At 66.3% G+C, this 16,472-nt stretch carries 10 protein-coding genes; 1 reads left to right on the top strand and 9 read right to left on the bottom strand.

Annotated elements, in window-relative coordinates; all coding sequences use genetic code 11:
* Positions 1 to 20: 20 nt before the first annotated feature.
* The 5 genes from VFZ09_RS18810 to epmA all read right to left on the bottom strand — a co-directional run bounded on the left by VFZ09_RS18810 (position 21) and on the right by epmA (position 8,918).
* Positions 21 to 5,120, bottom strand: coding sequence for a KGGVGR-motif variant AAA ATPase (locus VFZ09_RS18810; RefSeq protein ID WP_329728981.1), 5,100 nt, complete (start codon positions 5,118 to 5,120; stop codon positions 21 to 23).
* Between the two features lie 2 nt (positions 5,121 to 5,122).
* Positions 5,123 to 5,788: a helix-turn-helix transcriptional regulator gene (locus tag VFZ09_RS18815; protein WP_329728982.1), complete on the bottom strand. Its 666-nt coding sequence runs from the start codon at positions 5,786 to 5,788 to the stop codon at positions 5,123 to 5,125.
* A 31-nt stretch (positions 5,789 to 5,819) separates the two neighbouring features.
* The gene (locus VFZ09_RS18820; RefSeq protein WP_329728983.1) at positions 5,820 to 7,118 is read right to left on the bottom strand and encodes a hypothetical protein; all 1,299 of its coding nucleotides are present in this window, start codon (positions 7,116 to 7,118) and stop codon (positions 5,820 to 5,822) included.
* A gap of 136 nt (positions 7,119 to 7,254) precedes the next feature.
* Positions 7,255 to 7,923 carry an inorganic pyrophosphatase gene (locus tag VFZ09_RS18825; RefSeq protein WP_329728984.1) on the bottom strand — a complete coding sequence of 223 codons (669 nt, stop codon included), beginning with the start codon at positions 7,921 to 7,923 and terminating at the stop codon, positions 7,255 to 7,257.
* 8 nt (positions 7,924 to 7,931) lie between these two features.
* On the bottom strand, positions 7,932 to 8,918 hold the full coding sequence (gene epmA, locus VFZ09_RS18830; RefSeq protein WP_329728985.1) for an EF-P lysine aminoacylase EpmA: 987 nt from the start codon (positions 8,916 to 8,918) through the stop codon (positions 7,932 to 7,934).
* A 30-nt stretch (positions 8,919 to 8,948) separates the two neighbouring features.
* On the opposite strand from epmA, the gene VFZ09_RS18835 reads away from it, so the two are divergent.
* Positions 8,949 to 10,916, top strand: coding sequence for a chromosome segregation protein SMC (locus tag VFZ09_RS18835; protein ID WP_329728986.1), 1,968 nt, complete (start codon positions 8,949 to 8,951; stop codon positions 10,914 to 10,916).
* A gap of 135 nt (positions 10,917 to 11,051) precedes the next feature.
* Here VFZ09_RS18835 and VFZ09_RS18840 read toward each other — a convergent pair whose 3' ends face one another.
* From VFZ09_RS18840 to VFZ09_RS18855, 4 genes are all read right to left on the bottom strand, one after another.
* Entirely contained in the window at positions 11,052 to 12,113 is a 1,062-nt protein-coding gene (locus tag VFZ09_RS18840; RefSeq protein ID WP_329728987.1) for an SPFH domain-containing protein, read from the bottom strand.
* Between the two features lie 184 nt (positions 12,114 to 12,297).
* Entirely contained in the window at positions 12,298 to 13,098 is an 801-nt protein-coding gene (locus tag VFZ09_RS18845; RefSeq protein ID WP_329728988.1) for an ABC transporter permease subunit, read from the bottom strand.
* Positions 13,099 to 13,100: 2 nt separating this feature from the next.
* Complete coding sequence (locus tag VFZ09_RS18850) at positions 13,101 to 14,018, bottom strand: ABC transporter ATP-binding protein (protein ID WP_329728989.1); 918 nt, start codon at positions 14,016 to 14,018, stop codon at positions 13,101 to 13,103.
* Positions 14,015 to 16,309 (bottom strand): glycosyltransferase family 39 protein, encoded by a 2,295-nt coding sequence (locus VFZ09_RS18855; protein WP_329728990.1) that lies wholly within the window; start codon positions 16,307 to 16,309, stop codon positions 14,015 to 14,017. Before VFZ09_RS18855 ends, VFZ09_RS18850 begins: the two co-directional genes overlap by 4 nt.
* Positions 16,310 to 16,472: the final 163 nt, after the last annotated feature.

Raw genomic sequence — 16,472 nt, forward strand, 5'->3', positions numbered from 1 at the left:
CGGCCTTGAGGGATCACCCCTCAGTTCCGCCCCGTTCGCGTGCTCTCCGCAAGGGAGAGGTCCAAGCGCAGCGGCTCGAGAGGCTGTCCCGCCAACGCAGCTCGAACCTTTTCCGGCCGAACACACACGTCCCGCAGCAGCGTGAGAGGGGCAAACCGATTTCCAGACTGTACGGAAACCCTGTCCGTGTCCGCACCGTTCGAGACAACGGCATACGGGCCAGCAAGCGTGGCCCAGCCCTGCGGCAAACGAACAAGTTCCGCCAGGGAGTTCCACGTCTCCGTATCCCAGAGCCGTGTAGCACCGTCCCATGAAGTCGTCATCGCGCGATGGCCGTCCCGAGAGAACGCCACGTGATCCAACTCCTCTCGATGCGCATCTAGTCGCTTGAGGAGAGCGCCCGCCCGGAGGTCCCAGACACAAATCGACCCGACACTTGAGCCTGTCAGGAGCCGGCTTCCATCCGGGGAAAACGATATGTCGAAAATGGTCTCATCGGGGCTCTTCAACATATGGGTCAACCCGCGCGACTGAAGGTCCCAGACACGGATCTCACCATTATCTCCTGCGCTCGCCAGCCACCTTCCATCTGGAGAGAAGGAGACACAACTCGGCTCGTGCGAAAAACCCTTCATGGGTCGTACCGCCGCTCCGGTTTTGCCATCCCACAGTCGCACAGACTCATCGTCAAAAGTGGCCAGCCACTTCCCGTCCGGGGAGAAAACTCCTCCTAAAACCAGTCCTTCATGTCCTTCCAATGCAAAAGCCACTTGCGGCCGGGGTGAGGTCAAGTCCCAGACCAATGCATACTGCCCTACTCCTGCGAGGTACTTTCCATCTGGAGAGAATGACAGGAACAGGAGGCGCTCCAAATTCGAGATGACACCCAGCATCTCGCCTGTCTCAAGGCTCCACATCTGAACAGCGCCATAAATCGCAGCGGTCACCAACCGCTTTCCATCTGGGGATACCGCCAGCCCGATCATATCGTCATGGCCAGTTTGAACGGAGAGCCGACACTCTCCAGTCCGTGTATCCCAGATCCAGATCGTTCCATCCTCACACCCGATGACCGCATTTCCATCCGGCATGAACACGGTATCAAGTACCCAGGGAATGGAGACTCTCAACGCCCCCACTCCGGAACCATCGAGGTGCTCGATGGAAAGTGTTCCGCTCGCCGCAAAGACAATGCCCGAGACACTCCCTGGCAAAAAGGTCACAACTCCCTCTTGCGATTGAAGGGCAATATTGCGCACCACAGTGCTCGTTTCGCTGTTCCAAACCAACAACCGGTCCCGAGCCGTGACAGCAGCCAGGTACGTACCATTGAACGCCATACTGTTGACAGCGCCCTGATTAGTGTCGAAGTGAGTGGTTTCGATTCCATCACTCACATTCCAGATGCGCAGCGTCCCATCCTCGGAGCCGCTCGCCAGTTGCTGCGAAGATCGCGGATTAAATGCCAACCAGATGACCGAACTTCTATGCCCTCTCAGGGTGCGAATAAGCGTGCCCTGTGTAATTTCCCAGATGATGATCACCGCATCTTCCGATCCAGTAGCAAGCAGCAATCCGTCAGGGGAGAATGCGACTGTCATCACCGCCTTCCCATGACCATCCAAGGTTCTCAGCAGTGTGTCGGCGTGCGCGTCCCACAAGCGAGCGGTACCGTCATCGGAAGCTGTGGCAAGCATTCTGCCATCCGGTGAGAACATCACCTCGATAATCTCATCCTCATGAGCCTGAGTGCTCCGGAGCAGTTTCCCAGATGCGAGTTCCCAAAGGATCACCTTGCCATCGGCACAGCCCCCCGCGACCCTCTCTCCGTCAGGGGAAATGGCTACCCAGTTCACCGCTGACTCGTTACCCTCCAGCGTCGTCAAGGGACGACCAGAAGTAGCATCCACGACACAGGGGTTTCGGCCGGAGTTGATCACGAGGAGCGAGCCATCAGGTGAAATGGCGATGGAACGGATTTTCCCTTGAAGTACCGGAACCAGGGAAGCGTCTTGGGGTCCTTGTTCCACCATCCGCGGAGCACTCCACCGCGCAAGACCCAGATCGGTGCTCTTGAGAAAAGCCTCGTGCAAATCGGGCATCTGCCATGCGGTTCCTCGCAGACGTACATCGCGGAGCATGGCCTTTTCAAACAAAGGAGGCCGCTGAACGGCACTGCTCCCGGAGAAGTCCGCCGCCTCCAGGTCCGCGCCTGCGAAGTCCGCCCCATCCAGTACACTACCGCGAGCCTTGAGCCCTGTCCCAACGACCCGCCGGAAGTTGGCGCCCGTGAGATCAGCTCCATCCAGTTGCGCCCCTTCGAGATGAGCACCCTCGAGCCAAGCAAAGGCCAGCCGGGCATTGCGAAGGTCCGCGCCCTGCAACCGGACCCCAGGAGGAACAATTCGAGACATCTCCTCCTGACTCCGAGAACCCGCCTGCCCTGCCGTATTGCAGGACCATTCATAGGCAAGTCTGAGGGCATTTTCACTGACCCGCGAACGATAAGGGGAATCGAGCACTGCCCTCAGAGCCATCTGGAGTTCGTCCCGTCCACCCTCAATCGCGCTGAGGTCGACCAAAAAGGAGACACACTCCGCCGTCAGTGGAGGTGTATCCAGCGCGCTCGTCAGGGTCCGTCCCCGTGCCGCACGAAGCAGGTACCGGGCAAAGAAGAACTCCTCGAAGCTCTTGAATGAGAACTGGTAGGTACCAGCGGGCTCCGTTCGCGTGAGGAATGGGGAACTCCGTAGCTCCGCGCTCAAGCGCTCGGACTCCGCGAGAGAAAGCCGCTCATCCGACTCTCTCACCAGACTGACGAGCTGGCGCAAGTGCAACCTGCCCTGCGGACGTCCTCTCAGCTCTCGGGCGATGTGCTCGAAGATCTGGGGCTGGACCATTGCCGCATCGGGACTCCGCAGGGACTCTGTCTTGAACCAGCGGTCGGTGAAATGCTGGAAGAGGGAACCCAGACTCAAGGGTCCCTTCTGGGCGGAAAGGTCAGGAGCCGCATATAGCAGCATCTCCACGAGTAACGGGCGGGACATCACCAGCTCCGCCTTTTCCTCCAACCTGCTCAGGAGCATGCGCCACTGCTCCGCCCGCTCATCACCAAAGGAGCGCGTGAGGAACCGGAGGAGCTGCTCCTGATTCCACCCCGCCAGTTCGTCAACCTCCGCCCCGAACGCCAGAGCGACCTGGCCCAGCGACGTCAGCTGGGGTTGCCCCACCTCGGGAGAACGGGAACCGACCGGCCGCGGCTCGCGGAACAGACCCGTCCTGGCGGTCAGCAGAACCCGATTGCCGCGACGCCGTTCAGGTTCGAGCGCCGTTGGCCGGACCAGATTGCGAAATTGATCCTCCAGCGCGGATAGGTTGGCCGCCGCGTTCCCCATCTCATCCAAACCATCCAGCAACAAGACCACACGGCCCAGAGAGAGCAGGTGGAGCAGGACGGCGGGGTCTCCGCGCCAGCCCACAGCCGTGGCCATGTGTTCCTGGAGCAGCATTTCCAGTGTCAGGGCACCCGACAACTCCCTCAACGGAATATAGAGAGGAATGGGCGTTTCCGCGTCACGCTCGGCGGCAGTCGCCAACTCGTAGGCAAGCCTCCGAACGAAGCTGGTCTTCCCTGTCCCCGCCTCCCCCAGCACGACCCAGAGGCGCGAGCCCTTCCCGCGAGCCCATGCCTTGCCCCGTTCCAGTACGGGTATGGATTTGGGCTCGTGAGACCTCGGAACGAAACGCGAATCCACATAGGCGCGCGCGAGGGTGCTCTCCTCGTAATTCCTCCGGAGACGAGTGAGGTAGGGCTTGAAGTCGAACAGCTCCCCTTCCAGCTCGCTCAGGGTCAAGGCCACTCCCGGCCAATTCCGGAAGTAATCGCGGGCAGCCTCCGAAAACGCGGACGCCACCAACATGGGCTTTGTCCCAGGGAGCTGCTCGATTGCCGCTCGCAAAGAGTCCGCGAGGTCCGCCACCGCAGCCGCACTCAAGGAGCTACGAGACTCCTTGCATGCAACGAGATAGCGTTCTTGCTGGAAGCCGCTCTTTCGCTGGGCGATGAGGCCGGTTGTTTCGCCACGGCTCACCGAGTAACCCAACAGCTGTAGCAACCGCTCGACCCGTTGTTCGAAGGAGGGGCCACGCACTTCCTTTTGCCTGGGGCCTGGCCGGTTCGAGGAAGGATTCGAAGAGAGGTCGCGGTAGAGCACGGACTCGAGCTCGGCAGACTCCTGCTTCCGGAGAAGCGCCTTGCGCAGGTCGAGAAGCTGTTGAGCCACTCGCTTGTAGGCGCGCGCCACGGGAGAGTCGGGCTCCGTCTCCACGAGTAGTTCCTCGCTGAAGAGAAGCCGGGCCACGAAGGGCACCTCCACGCGGGTTTCGTCGGGCGGCAGTTCAAATTGACCATCCCAGACAGCACGGCGGCGGGCGAGGCTGCTCGGATCCTCATCAAGGGGCACGGGCGATGCGACGAGGATGCGCTGGAGTGCTCCCTGGGTGCGCACGGAAAGCTTGTCGTCCACTGCCTTCTGGAGCGCGCGGTAGACACTCAACAGGCCCACCGTGTTCTGCGCCGAGTAGTTGCCCACCAATACCGTCGCATGGGGCAACACGGCGGTGAGCAGCCCTCCCAGATCCGTAATGCCCGTGCGCGAGTCCAGCAGAACGTGGTCGTACTGAAACTTCGCGGAGAGCGCATCCAGGAGGCGTTGAAACAGCTTCAGACCGAGCTCTGGATTCCGAGCGGTGAAGGCGTGCCAGTCAATCTGTTGGTACAGACGAGCGAAGTTGCCGCGTTCTCCGAACGCAGGCAGGACAAACAATCCCGGGATGTTGGGGACGGCATAGGCCAGCGACAGGAAGGACTCAAGCAGGTGTCCCTCCGGAATCAGAGAGCCCGCCTGCTGCCAATCCACGAGCCACTCCAGGAAGCCGCGGGCCGGCAACTTCTGCGCTCGCAACCCCGAGATGTAATGCATTCCCGGTGCTTCCATGTCGAGGTCCCAGAGCAGGACCTTTTGCGAGCTGCGCGCGAGACTGACGCCGACATTGGCGAGCAAGAGAGAGCGTCCAACGCCACCCTTGAAGCTATAGAAAGTAGAGATGTGGGTCGTCATCGTCACATCGGGGGAGAAGGCGAATCATCGTCCGCCATGAGCGAAGAAAAGCGCGCCATCGTCCCAGGCTTCTCGACGGTGGGCGTTGGGGGCTGCGGGGCGGTAGCCGATGCCAGCTCCAGCTCGCGGCCACGGAATCCCAGACTGATGAGATTGCTGCCCCCCTTGCCAGGAAGCTTCTCGATGAGTTCGTGGGCTTCCAGTCGGCTCAGGATGCGCGACAGGTTGGCCTTTCGGAGATCCAGCTCCCGCATAAGGTCCTGCTGGCTCACGGGCCCACGGGCCCGGGAGAGGTACTCCAGTATGGAGGACACGTGCTCCCGCGCCAGCAACTGCTGAGGCAGCTCACCGCGCAGCGACTCGATGCGCCGCTCCAGGAGCTCACGCAACAGGGACCAGCGCTGGTAGTAGCGTAGGCTCAGGCCGTCCAGATCCTCCTGTCGCAGGGGATGCACCACCTGGACTAGGTGCTCGTTGAACTCCTCGAGCTGTTCTCTCGGTGCGTTCGTCCGGATCAGCTTCAGCAGCCGCTCGCAATAGACGTAGTCCAACACCGCCGCCTTCCGGTCGCTCCAGCGCGAGATGGCTTCGACGGCTTCCAGCAACTCGGGCAACGTGGAGTAGACCGCCACATCTTCGGGGGCACACTCCTCAAGATCGAGCGGCATGAGTAAACTCCTGGCAATAAGCCTGTTTACTCTAGTTTACCAGTCCCGGGCCACTCTTGTTTCCCCCCGACGTCTCGTCGGACCAGATCCACAGGCTCTCTACCTGAAAGGCGTCCGCCTGTTCCGCAGTCTGCTCCTCGGGACTCAGGGCCAGGGACTCCGAGGACGGATCCCCGATGAATCCAGGAGCCGACTGCTCCCCCTGGCGATGCTGGTTGGCGAGCACCGTCCGGCTTCCGTGGGAAGTCCGAAGATCCTTCGCCGCAGCGCGATGGGCGTTCACGCTCGACTGGTTGCCGTACGCTGGAACGAGCAACCACTCCGGACCGAGTACCTTCCAGAGTTCGCGAATGGGGTGGGCGGACTGACAGAAGTCCAGGCAGATGGGGGTGGCCATCAATCCGATGGGTAGCGGCAGGAGCCTGATGCGGCTTCCGGTGAGGATGCTCTCGAATGCCCCCCCCTGACTGAATCGGGTGAGCTTGGTGTGCTCCATCACGACCTGACCGGCGCTGTCCAGCAACTGCGTCCTGTTGAAGGCCTTGCCCTGCTGGGCGGGGTCGGGCTCGTGGAAACTGCCCGGCAGCACCAGGAGGAGCGAGTGGCGGCTGAGGTTCTTCTTCAACCAGCCTTGGATCCGGCGGCGCAGGTCCGGTGTGATGGTGAGTTCGGGGAGGACCAGAACGTGGACCTGCGCCTGGAGGGCACGCTCCAGCAGGCGCTCCACCCGGGACCATCGCGTCTCCGGCGCCTTGAGGTCAACGGCCTGCCAATGGGGAAGCAGGTGCTCGTGCCAGACGATCTCCACGCCATCCTCGAAGTGGTAGATGGCCACTCGCAACGGCTCACGGCGCCCCCGGAGGGCTTCGAGCTTCGTGATGAGGAACTGGGGAGGCCTGACGATTTCGACGCTATAGTCCAGGAACGTCTCCGGGATGACCCAGTGGTGCTTCACCCAGGCGCGCAGGTGCCCGCTGATCTGGCGTTCGACGGAAGACCGGCGTGGGCCCACCGGACGCCGGTAGACCTGGAAGCGCCGTTTCCCGTCCAATGTCACCTGAGCCAGCACCCCTGTGGGTTGGAACCCACTGTTCTCGTTCAGGAATCGGTCCACGACCCTGAGCTTTACGAGGGGCCACATGTCCGCGGGCAACTCCTTGCCCGCATCCAGGAGCGCGATGCCCCGCTCGATCTCCGCCTCAAGCTTGTTTGCCAAGTCCACTACGGTCCGGTACTCCTCATCGTGGAACCAAGCGTGCTTCTCTCCGAGCTGGACGAAGAGTTCGACGAGCAGCCGACGCGCGTAGTTGTTGATCTGCTGATCCGTCATCGTTGCTCGACCGGTTAGACTCGCAGCACACCTAACAGCAGTGATCTCAGGAACTGTTCACGCTCTGGCGTTCAACGTCCTGCCGGGGTAATACGGCGGAGCCAAGCCCCTACGTGGGCAGGAGCGCATCCAGGGGCTACCCCTTGCGGCCGCGCGGCTTGCGCGCGGGCGTGGCCTGGCCGTACACGCGCTGGTAGTCCTTCATGCTGCGCATGATGACCTCGTGCGCCTCGCTGCGATCGTACATCTCGACGATCTCCACCGCGCGCTTGGCCTGGCTGGGAATCTGCTTGTACGTGAGGAAGTAGTGCTTGAGCCGCTCGACGAGCGCGGTCGGCAGCTGCGCCACGTGCTGCAGTGCCCCGTACACCAGGTCCGACTCCAGCACGGCGATGATCTTGTCGTCCGCCTCGTTGCCGTCGACCATGCGGAAGCCGCCCACCGGCACGGCGTGCACCAGCAGCGCGCCGCTCGGAATCACCTTCTCCGTCAGCACGCAGATGTCGAGCGGGTCTCCATCGCCCTTGATGCCCTTGTTCCCGGTGCGCTCGGCGCAGCGCTTCGCCACCAGCTCGTCGCAGTACGTCTGCGGAATGAAGCCGTAGAGCGTGGGGCACTGGCTGGAGAACTGCTGCGGCCGGTCCAGCCGCAGGATGCCCGTCTCCTTGTCGAGCTCGTACTTCACCGTGTCGGTGGGCACCATCTCGATGTACGCGGTGACGGTCTCGGGAGACTCGTCACCCGGGGAAATGCCGTGCCAGGGATGGGCCTGGAAACTGTGGGTCTGCGGCTTCTTGTTGGCCATGTCACTTCTCAAACGAACTCATGGGCCGGGAACAGGAGGACATCCGAGATGGACTCCACGCCCAGCAACAGCATCAGGATACGGTCCAGCCCCACGGCGATGCCCGCCGAGGGCGGCATGTGGCCTACCGCGTCAAGGAACCGCTCGTCCAGTGGATACACGGCCCGGCCCGCATTGCGCCGGAACTCCTGTTCCTCGACCAGGCGGGCGCGCTGCTCCACCGCGTCCGTCAGCTCGGAGAAGCCGTTGGCCAGCTCCAGCCCCCGGGCGTACAGCTCCGTACGCTCGGCCACCGCCGGGTCCCCCGGCTTGAGCCGCGCCAGCGAGGCCATGGAGGCCGGGTACTCCGTCAGGTAGGTCGGCCGCTCCCACCCCAGCTTCCCCTCCACCTTCTGCAGGAACAGGTGGAAGAAGACATCGTCGAAGCTGGTGGCATCTCCCGTGCGAACCCCCGCCGCCTCCGCCGCCCGCTTCAGCGAGGGCCCATCCGCGCAGGCCCGCAGGTCCACGCCCGTCTCCCGGAGCACCGCGTCCCTCACGGACAGCCGCTCGTAGGGCGTGCGGCGGAAGAAGCCATCGCCCCCCACCGCCTGGTCCGCCTCCGCCAGCGCCCCCTCCAGGTCCGCCATGATGGCGTGGTAGTCCGCCCGGGGCCGGTAGAACTCCAGCAGGGTGAACTCGGGGTTGTGGGTCCGAGACACCTCTCCGTTTCTGAATACCTTGCAAATCTGGAAGATGGGACCCGCGCCATCGGCGAGCAGGCGCTTCATGGCGTACTCGGGGCTGGTGTGCAGGTAGAGGGTGCGGCGCTGGCCCACGTCCGTCTCGGGGACGAAGGGCGCCTCGAAGGCGGTGATGTGGGGCTCCATCCCCGGGGCGGGGATGAGGAGGGGGGTCTCCACCTCGAGGTAGCCGAGCTGGGTGAAGAAACGGCGGAGGGCTCCGTAGAGCGCCTGCCGGCCGGCGGCCGAGCGCCACTGGACTGGATTGGGCATGAGCGCGGCGGAAGTTACATTGCGCGTCCCATGCGCCCAAGGCTTCCCGCACTCCTCCTGACCCTCAGCCTCAGCACCCTCGGTGGGTGCGTCACCACGCCCAAGGCGCCTCCCCCTCTCACCGAGGAGCAGCAGCTCGCCGCCGAGGTGGCGCGGCTCGCCTCCGACGCGGCGGACCTGCTCAAGGCGCAGGACCTGCTCGTGTGGAGCTACTGGTCCGAGGGGGCCCGCGCCGACGTCGCCTCCACGTACGTGGGCAGGGAGACGCTGTTCAGCCTCGACAACATCCGGAAGATCGACCGGCTGCGCCAGCGCACCACGGAGCCGCGCGAGCTGCGCGCCCTCACGGCGCTCCAGTCGCACTTCGCGGGCGAGTACCTGTCGCAGCAGCTCGCCGAGGTGAACGACGCCATCGCCAACCTGGAGGCGTCGTTGACCTTCCAGGTGGACGGCCGCGAGGTGCGCTGGAGCGAGCTGGAGCGGTTGCTCGCCAACGAGCGCAGCGCGCCCAGGCGCAAGGCCCTCTACACCGCGGCCACGCCGGCCCTGGAGCGGCTCAACCCGCTCATCCAGCGGCGCGAGCAGCGCACGGAGGAGCTGGTGCGCGAGCTGGGCTACCCCTCGTACGAGGCCTTTGGCGGGGAGCTGCGGCAAGCGGACCTGGGCCGGCTGGCCCTGCTGGCCGAGGAGGTGCTGCAGGCCACCGAGGCGCCCTACAAGGACGTGATGGAGCGGCTGGCCCAGCGCGAGCTGGGGATGCCCTTCACGAACCTCACCCGGGCGGACCTGCCGCGGCTGTTCCGCCCGCGCGAGGTGGATGGCTTCTTCCCCAAGACCGAGCTGCTGCTGCGCGCGCACGGCACGCTGTCGGGGATGGGCATCGACCTGGGCGGCATGAAGAACGTGCGCATCGACGCGCGCGAGGGCGTGAAGCGCAAGAATCCGCGCCCGTTGTCGCTGGGCATCGAGGTGCCCGGGGACGTGCGGCTGTCGGTGCGGCCCGTGGACGGGGCGCTGGAGCAGTCGCGGCTGTTGCACGAGTTCGGCCACACGCTGCACTACGCGTACACGAAGGAGCCGCGCTTCGAGCTGGCCAAGCTGGGCAACCCCACCGTCACCGAGGCGTACGCGGCCCTCTTCGAGGACCTGACGGAGGACCCGGTGTGGCTGGAGGAGCACGCGGGGCTGACGGGGAAGGACCGGGCCACGTACCTGGCGGCCACGAGCGCCCACAAGCTGTTCCTCATCCGCCGCGCCGCGGGCCGGCTGCTGTACCAGCTCGCGCTGCACCGGCAGGAGGAGGGCGTGGACGCCCGCGAGCTGTACAAGGCCATGCTCGAGCGCGTGGACGAGATGCCCGCGACGAAGGACGACGTGGCGCGCTACCTCGTGGAGCAGGAGGACTTCTTCCAGTCGGCGGACCACTTCCGCGCGTGGTTCCTCGCGGGCCAGTTGCAGGGCCAGCTCAAGGCGCGCTTCGGCCCGTCCTGGTGGCACGAGCCGGATGCCGGGAAGTTCCTCCAGGGGCTGTGGGCGCACGGCAACGCGCTCTCCGCGCGCGAGGTGGCCGACAGCATGGGGGAGAACGGCATCGCCCCGGACGTGCTGCTGCTGCGGCTGGGCACCACCCTGGGCGTCCCCATCAAGCTGGATGCCCGGGATGAGAGTGTCGCTCCGTCCGAGGCCCCCGCGGGCCCCACCGCCCCCGAGCCCACCGCCCCGGCCACTCCCGAGAACACCCCGGCGGCCCCCGAGCAGGCTCCGGCCGCCGAGCCCCCTCCGGCCACGCCCGTGACTCCCGCCCCCGCGCCCCCGCCCACCTCGGCGGCCACGTGCCCGGCGAAGAAGCCCCTTCAGGCCCGTGCCTCGAAGTCGAAGGCCTCGAAGGTCCGCAAGGCCGAGTCCCGCCAGGCCCGCGCCTCGAAGCCCGGCAAGGCCTCGGCCCCCAGGAAGAAGGACGGACTCCGCCCGGGACACGGACACAAGACCCGGCGGTAGGAACACGAAGGCCCCCGCCCGGAATCACGGACGGAGGCCTCGGGGGACAACTCGGGAGCCCAGATACCCTCACCCCGTCCCTCTCCCGGGGGGAGAGGGGAAATGGGGGCAGTTGGGGCACCTCGAGGCGGACGGCTACAGCAGCTTCATCAGCTCCGCGCGCTTGGCGTTGTACTCCTCATCCGACAGCACGCCCGCGTCCTTCAGCTCCTTCAGCTCCTTCAGCCGCTGCGCCGGGGTGCGCGTGTCCGCGGGTGCCGCCGCGGGAGCCGGCTGCTGCGGCTGCTGCTGGTGCTGCTGCTGATTCTGCTGCTGCTGGTTCGTGAACATCTGGGCCATGCCGAAGCCCATGCCCATGCCCATGCCCTGCAGCCCCGCGCCAGCGCCGCTGCCGTCGCCGCCCTTGGCCATGCCCTCGGCCGCGCCCAGCATCGCCTGGCCCTGCGCGTACTGCTGGAAGCCGCCCGCCAGCCGCGAGTACGCCACGTCCTTCGACAGCTTCTTCAGCGTCGCCTCGTCCTCCTCCTTGATGCTGACGTGGAAGTTCCCCATCCGCACCACGGTCATGCCGTACGTGTCCACGTGCGGCTTCAGGCCGGCGATCACCTCGGTCTCGATCTCCTCGGTGTACGCGCCGCTCGTCACGTCCAGCAGCGGCCAGCGCTTCTTCACCAGCAGCTCGGCGATGCGGTCCCGCGTCACCTTGAGCACCTGGTTCTTGAACCAGCCCAGGAACTCCGCGTTGCTGGTGCGGCCCATGCCCACCAGGCCCACCACGAGCTTCTCCGGCTCCGTCACCCGGACGGAGAAGTCGCCGTACACCATGGTGCCGATGCCCAGCCCCGTCTCCGGGTCGCGCACGTCACCGATGGGGCCTCCGAACTTCACGCCCGTGAACTCGCGCGTGGAGACGAAGAAGACCTCGGCGATGAACAGGTTGCCGCCGGTGAAGCCCTCCACGAAGCGCGACAGGAACGGGATGTTGCTGGTGTCCAGCTGGTGCCGCCCCGGCCCCAGCTTGCCCTCCACCTTCCCGTCCTTGACGAAGAGGGCGACCTCGTCCGCATCGACGGTGAGCTGGGTGAGCATCCGGATGTTCTTCTCCGGATACTTGTAGACAATCTCGCCCTTCGCCTCGTCGGCGCGCGCGATGAAGTTCCGCTTCGCCTCGTCCTTGATCGTACCGAAGAATCCCATCGTGCTTTCGTCGCCTCCAGAGACCGCGTCGACTACCGGGAGCCACGCCGCCTACCCCTGCTAAACGCATAGCGACCGGGCCCATTGCATGCCCGCCGATCGCACCACCCCCGGCCTGTCCAGGGAACATGCCAGAGGTTCCGCACCCTTGGCCAGTCAACCCGGCATTCCCCCGTCCGCCCGGCTACCCCCACCGGCTGATCAGCCGCTCCCGGTCCAGCAGGCGGACACTCGCCCACAGCAGGGCCACGTCGAGCAGCAGCACCACCGCGCCCTGCACCGCGTAGTACACCAGCCCGGCATTCAAGAAACCCGCCACCTGGCCGGCCACCAGCCCCACGAGCGGGAGCACGATGAGCGCGGAGAGCTGCTGGGCGGTGCGGGCCTCGGCGACGCGCGCGGAGATGAGCACCGCCACGCCGTTGCCGAAGAAGGCGAAGAGCGGCGCCAGCACGAGGACGCCGAAGAGCCACAGGGTGTTGGGCAGCATCGGCCCCTGGCCCAGCGGCCACGCCACCACGTCCACGCCCACGCACAGCAGCGCGAAGGCCGTCCAGGTGATCAGCAGCGCCGGCACCAGCGAGGCCAGGCTCTTGCCCGCCACCAGCTCCATCGCCGTCACCGGCGAGGCCAGCAGCGGCTCCAGGGTGCGCCGCTCCTTCTCCCCCGCCACGCTCTGCGAGGAGATGAGGATGGGGACGAACACCGGCATCACCAGGAACATGCCGAACCAGTCCAGCAGCGTGCGCTCCACCAGGAAGCGCCCCGCGTTGGCGTTCAGGGGCAGCGTCGGATCGTAGTAGAGGGCGAGCACCCGGAGGTTGCCGTCGTGCGGATCGCGCACGTACGTCCAGACGACGATCATCGGAACCACGACCAGCACCAGGGGCAGCGCCGCCATGCCCAGCAACAGCACCGGGTTCCTGCGCAGATCCAGGAAGTCCTTCCAGAAGACGGCCAGTGCGCGGCGGGAACGGAACGCCATGCTCACACCTTCCCCTCGCGAATGAGCTCCAGGTAGACCTCCTCGAGCGGACGCTGGGCCGGCACCGCGCTGTGCACGCGGGCTCCCGAGCCCACCAGGCATGCCACCACGTCCGGGGCCTGCGCCTCGTCCGCCAGCATCACCCGCAGCCGCGCGCCCTCGGCGAGCACGTTGGGCGCGAAGGGCAGCGCGGACAGGGCCTGGACGTAGCGCTCGGCCTCGCCCTCCACCTTCACCTCCAGCGCGCTGCCCGTGCGCCGCAGCTCGTTCACCGGGGCCATGGCCAGCAGCCGCCCCTTCACCACCGCCACCCGCGTGCACAACCGCTCCACCTCGGCCAGGTTGTGCGAGCACAGGACGATGGTGCGTCCCTCCGCCGCCAGCTCCGCCACCGCGTCGCGCACGGTGCGCGCCGACTCGGGGTCCAGGCCGCTCGTGGGCTCGTCCAGGAAGATGACCTTGGGGTCGTGCACCAGCGTGCGCACGATGGCCAGCTTCTGCCGCATGCCCTTGGAGAAGCCGCCGCAGGGGTCGTTCTCGCGGCCCGCCAGCCCGAAGCGCTCCAGGTACGATTGGGCCCGAGGCCACACCTGGCGCTCGTCCAGCTCGTGCAGCTTCATGAAGAAGCGCAGGTTGTCGCGCGCGCTCAGCCGCTCATAGAGCCCGGGCTGCTCGGTGAGCAGGCCCACCACGCGCCGCAGGGCCTCGCCGTCCGTGCGCACCGAGTGCCCCCAGACGCGGGCCTCCCCCTCCGAGGGCTGGAGGAGGCCGGTGAGCATGCGCACCGTGGTCGTCTTCCCGGCGCCGTTGGGCCCGAGCAGACCGAACACCTCGCCGGGGCGGACGTCGAAGTCCAGCCCCTCCACGGCGGTGCGAGAGCCAAAGCGCTTGGCCAGTCCCTGGACGGAGATGCCGCTCAATCGATGGTCACCAGGATGAACTTGTTGTTGATGTCACGGTCGATGACGGTGACGGTCTTGTCGGCGCCCGCGGCCTGCTTGAGCAGGGGGAGGCGGTTGTGCTCCACCAGGGCCCACTCGCGGCCGGGCTGGTCCACGAAGGGCTTGAGCTTGGGCGCCTCGCGGATCTGCTTCACCTGGTTGCGCGAGTAGAACGTCTCGCCGCGCCAGTTCATCAGGAAGGCGGTGATGGGCTCGTCCGGCTTGCGCTGGGCGTAGTAGCGCCAGAACAGGTCGCGCTGCGTCCAGTGGTGGGACAGGTCCACCCAGTGGCCCCAGTTGAACCAGAGGGCGAAGCCGGCCGCGAGCGCCCAGAAGGTGCCGTACAGCATCACCCGCGCGCGCTGCATCGCCGCCACCACCGCCAGGCCCCCGGCCACCGTGAAGACGAAGCCCATGGCCATCTTCACGTTGACGGGCTCGGACAGGGACTTGAGGAGCGAGTCGCCCGCGGGCGGCACGCGGACGGTGCGCACGAGGCCCAGGGCGCCGCCCAGCAGCAGGGCCGCGGCGAGCACCCACAGCCCGGTACGGGACTCCTCGCCGGCCCGGTACGCCTGCCAGGCCACCCAGCCGCCCACGAGGAACAGGGCCCCGCCCATCAGGGGGCTGGCGGACACCGCGCCGCGCAGGGCCATGGGCACGAGGAAGGCGAGCCCCAGCGCCAGGCACAGCAGCGCCACGCCGCGCTCGTACACCGAGGACTTGCCCTTGTCGGAGAACGCGCCCACCGCGAGCCAGGCACCCACCGAGAGCAGCACCAGCGTCAGCAGGTCGCCCATCCACAGCGGGCGGGAGACGAACATGGCGATGGGCCGGGTGACGAGCTCGTTGGGGTAGGGCCGGTCGTAGTTGTAGACGAAGAGGTCGGTGAAGTTCTTCGGGTTGTTGGCCAGGTCATGGCCCACGAGGATGAAGAGGATGAGCCCGAAGACGAGGCTCATCGCATGGGCGGAGATGCCCTCCTCCCAGAGCCGGTCCACGAAGAGGGCGATGAGGACGGCCATGCCCGGGAGCACCGGGAAGACGTAGTGGTGGAACTTGGTGGCCGAGGAGGCCAGCAGGGTGAAGGAGAAGGCCACCCACAGCGCGGCCATGAGGGCCAGCTGGTCCGCCTTGTCGCGCGAGCGCGGCCGCAACCGCGACACCAGCGCGAAGGCACCGGGCACCAGCGCCACCCAGGGGAACATGCCGAAGCCGCCCTGCTCGATGAAGTAGATGAAGGTGCCGCCGGGCGTGGTGGTGTGCACGCCCGCGCTCAGGCGGTTGAGGTGGTCGTGGATGAAGAAGCGGTACCAGAAGAGCTTGCCCTCGTCGTCCACGCCGTCGAAGAGGCACAGCACGAGGTACCAGGGCACGGCCACCGCGCAGAACACGAGGATGCCGGTGCCCAGCTTCATCTTGTACATCTGCGCCCACAGCACCGGCATGGGGCGCTTGCCCTCGCGCACCTCGGCGCGGAAGGGGGCCTCCAGCAGCCAGCGCAGGTGCGCGTTGAGGCTCGCCGCGTCATAGGGGATGACGGCGAAGAGGGCGTAGAGCACGAGGATGACGGCCGGCAGGCCCACGCCCAGCAGGCCCTTGGCCAGGGTGGACAGGCCCGCGAAGACGTAGAAGGCGTACCACCACGCGGCGCGGTGCTTCGTGATGTCGTCGTCCAGCTGGCCGATCATCGCGCACGCCATGGCGCACACCAGCGTGGTGACGAAGGGCGTGTCCGTCACCGTCTGCCGGGTGAGCAGGAAGTAGAGCGGCATGGTGGCCAGCACGAAGCCGGTGGCCAGGCCCGCGCGCCGGTTCACCACCCGCGCCACGGCCAGCGACAGCAGCGACACCGCGGCGATGCTCAGCAGGGCGAAGGGCATCCGCATGCCCCACTCGGTGTAGAGGCCCAGGGCGCCCTCGGTGCGCATCGTGCCCACCACCTGCATGCCCAGCGCCTGCATCCACATGGTGAGCGGCGGCTTGGAGAAGAACCACGCGTTCTCCCAGAAGGGGTACACGTAGTCCCGGCGCTGGACCATCTCGCGGCCCACCTCGCCGTAGTGCGTCTCCCAGGGGTCCCACAGGCCCACCGCCCCCAGGTAGGGGATGAAGAGCAGCGCCGCGAAGGCGGCTGTCGCCAACGCCACGCGCAGCGTCGGCTCCAGCGCCATCCAGCGCTTCGCCCACGACTCCTGGTGGATGCCCTTGCCGAGGATGGCCTCGGTGAAGGTCCGCGGCTCCTGCTGCTGCTCTCCGTTGCTCGACACGGGGAAAGACGCCTCCGTCCGCATGGGCCCACGCTCCGGGCGTGGGTCGCGGCCTTATATCCCCCCCTCCCGCCCCGGTCGACCTCCGCCAGAGCCTGATATCGTGCACTCCGTCGCGCCCCACCTCTTGCCAGGCCGGTCCCCAGGCGGGGGCATGCGGCTT

The organism is Archangium sp. (assembly GCF_036277355.1).
Classification (GTDB): Bacteria; Myxococcota; Myxococcia; order Myxococcales; family Myxococcaceae; genus Archangium.

Excerpts from the sequence above, each read along its gene's own strand:
- VFZ09_RS18810 (WP_329728981.1), bottom strand. The coding sequence starts at position 5,120 with ATGACGACCCACATCTCTACTTTCTATAGCTTCAAGGGTGGCGTTGGA.
- VFZ09_RS18815 (WP_329728982.1), bottom strand. The coding sequence starts at position 5,788 with ATGCCGCTCGATCTTGAGGAGTGTGCCCCCGAAGATGTGGCGGTCTAC.
- VFZ09_RS18820 (WP_329728983.1), bottom strand. The coding sequence starts at position 7,118 with ATGACGGATCAGCAGATCAACAACTACGCGCGTCGGCTGCTCGTCGAA.
- VFZ09_RS18825 (WP_329728984.1), bottom strand. The coding sequence starts at position 7,923 with ATGGCCAACAAGAAGCCGCAGACCCACAGTTTCCAGGCCCATCCCTGG.
- epmA (WP_329728985.1), bottom strand. The coding sequence starts at position 8,918 with ATGCCCAATCCAGTCCAGTGGCGCTCGGCCGCCGGCCGGCAGGCGCTC.
- VFZ09_RS18835 (WP_329728986.1), top strand. The coding sequence starts at position 8,949 with ATGCGCCCAAGGCTTCCCGCACTCCTCCTGACCCTCAGCCTCAGCACC.
- VFZ09_RS18840 (WP_329728987.1), bottom strand. The coding sequence starts at position 12,113 with ATGGGATTCTTCGGTACGATCAAGGACGAGGCGAAGCGGAACTTCATC.
- VFZ09_RS18845 (WP_329728988.1), bottom strand. The coding sequence starts at position 13,098 with ATGGCGTTCCGTTCCCGCCGCGCACTGGCCGTCTTCTGGAAGGACTTC.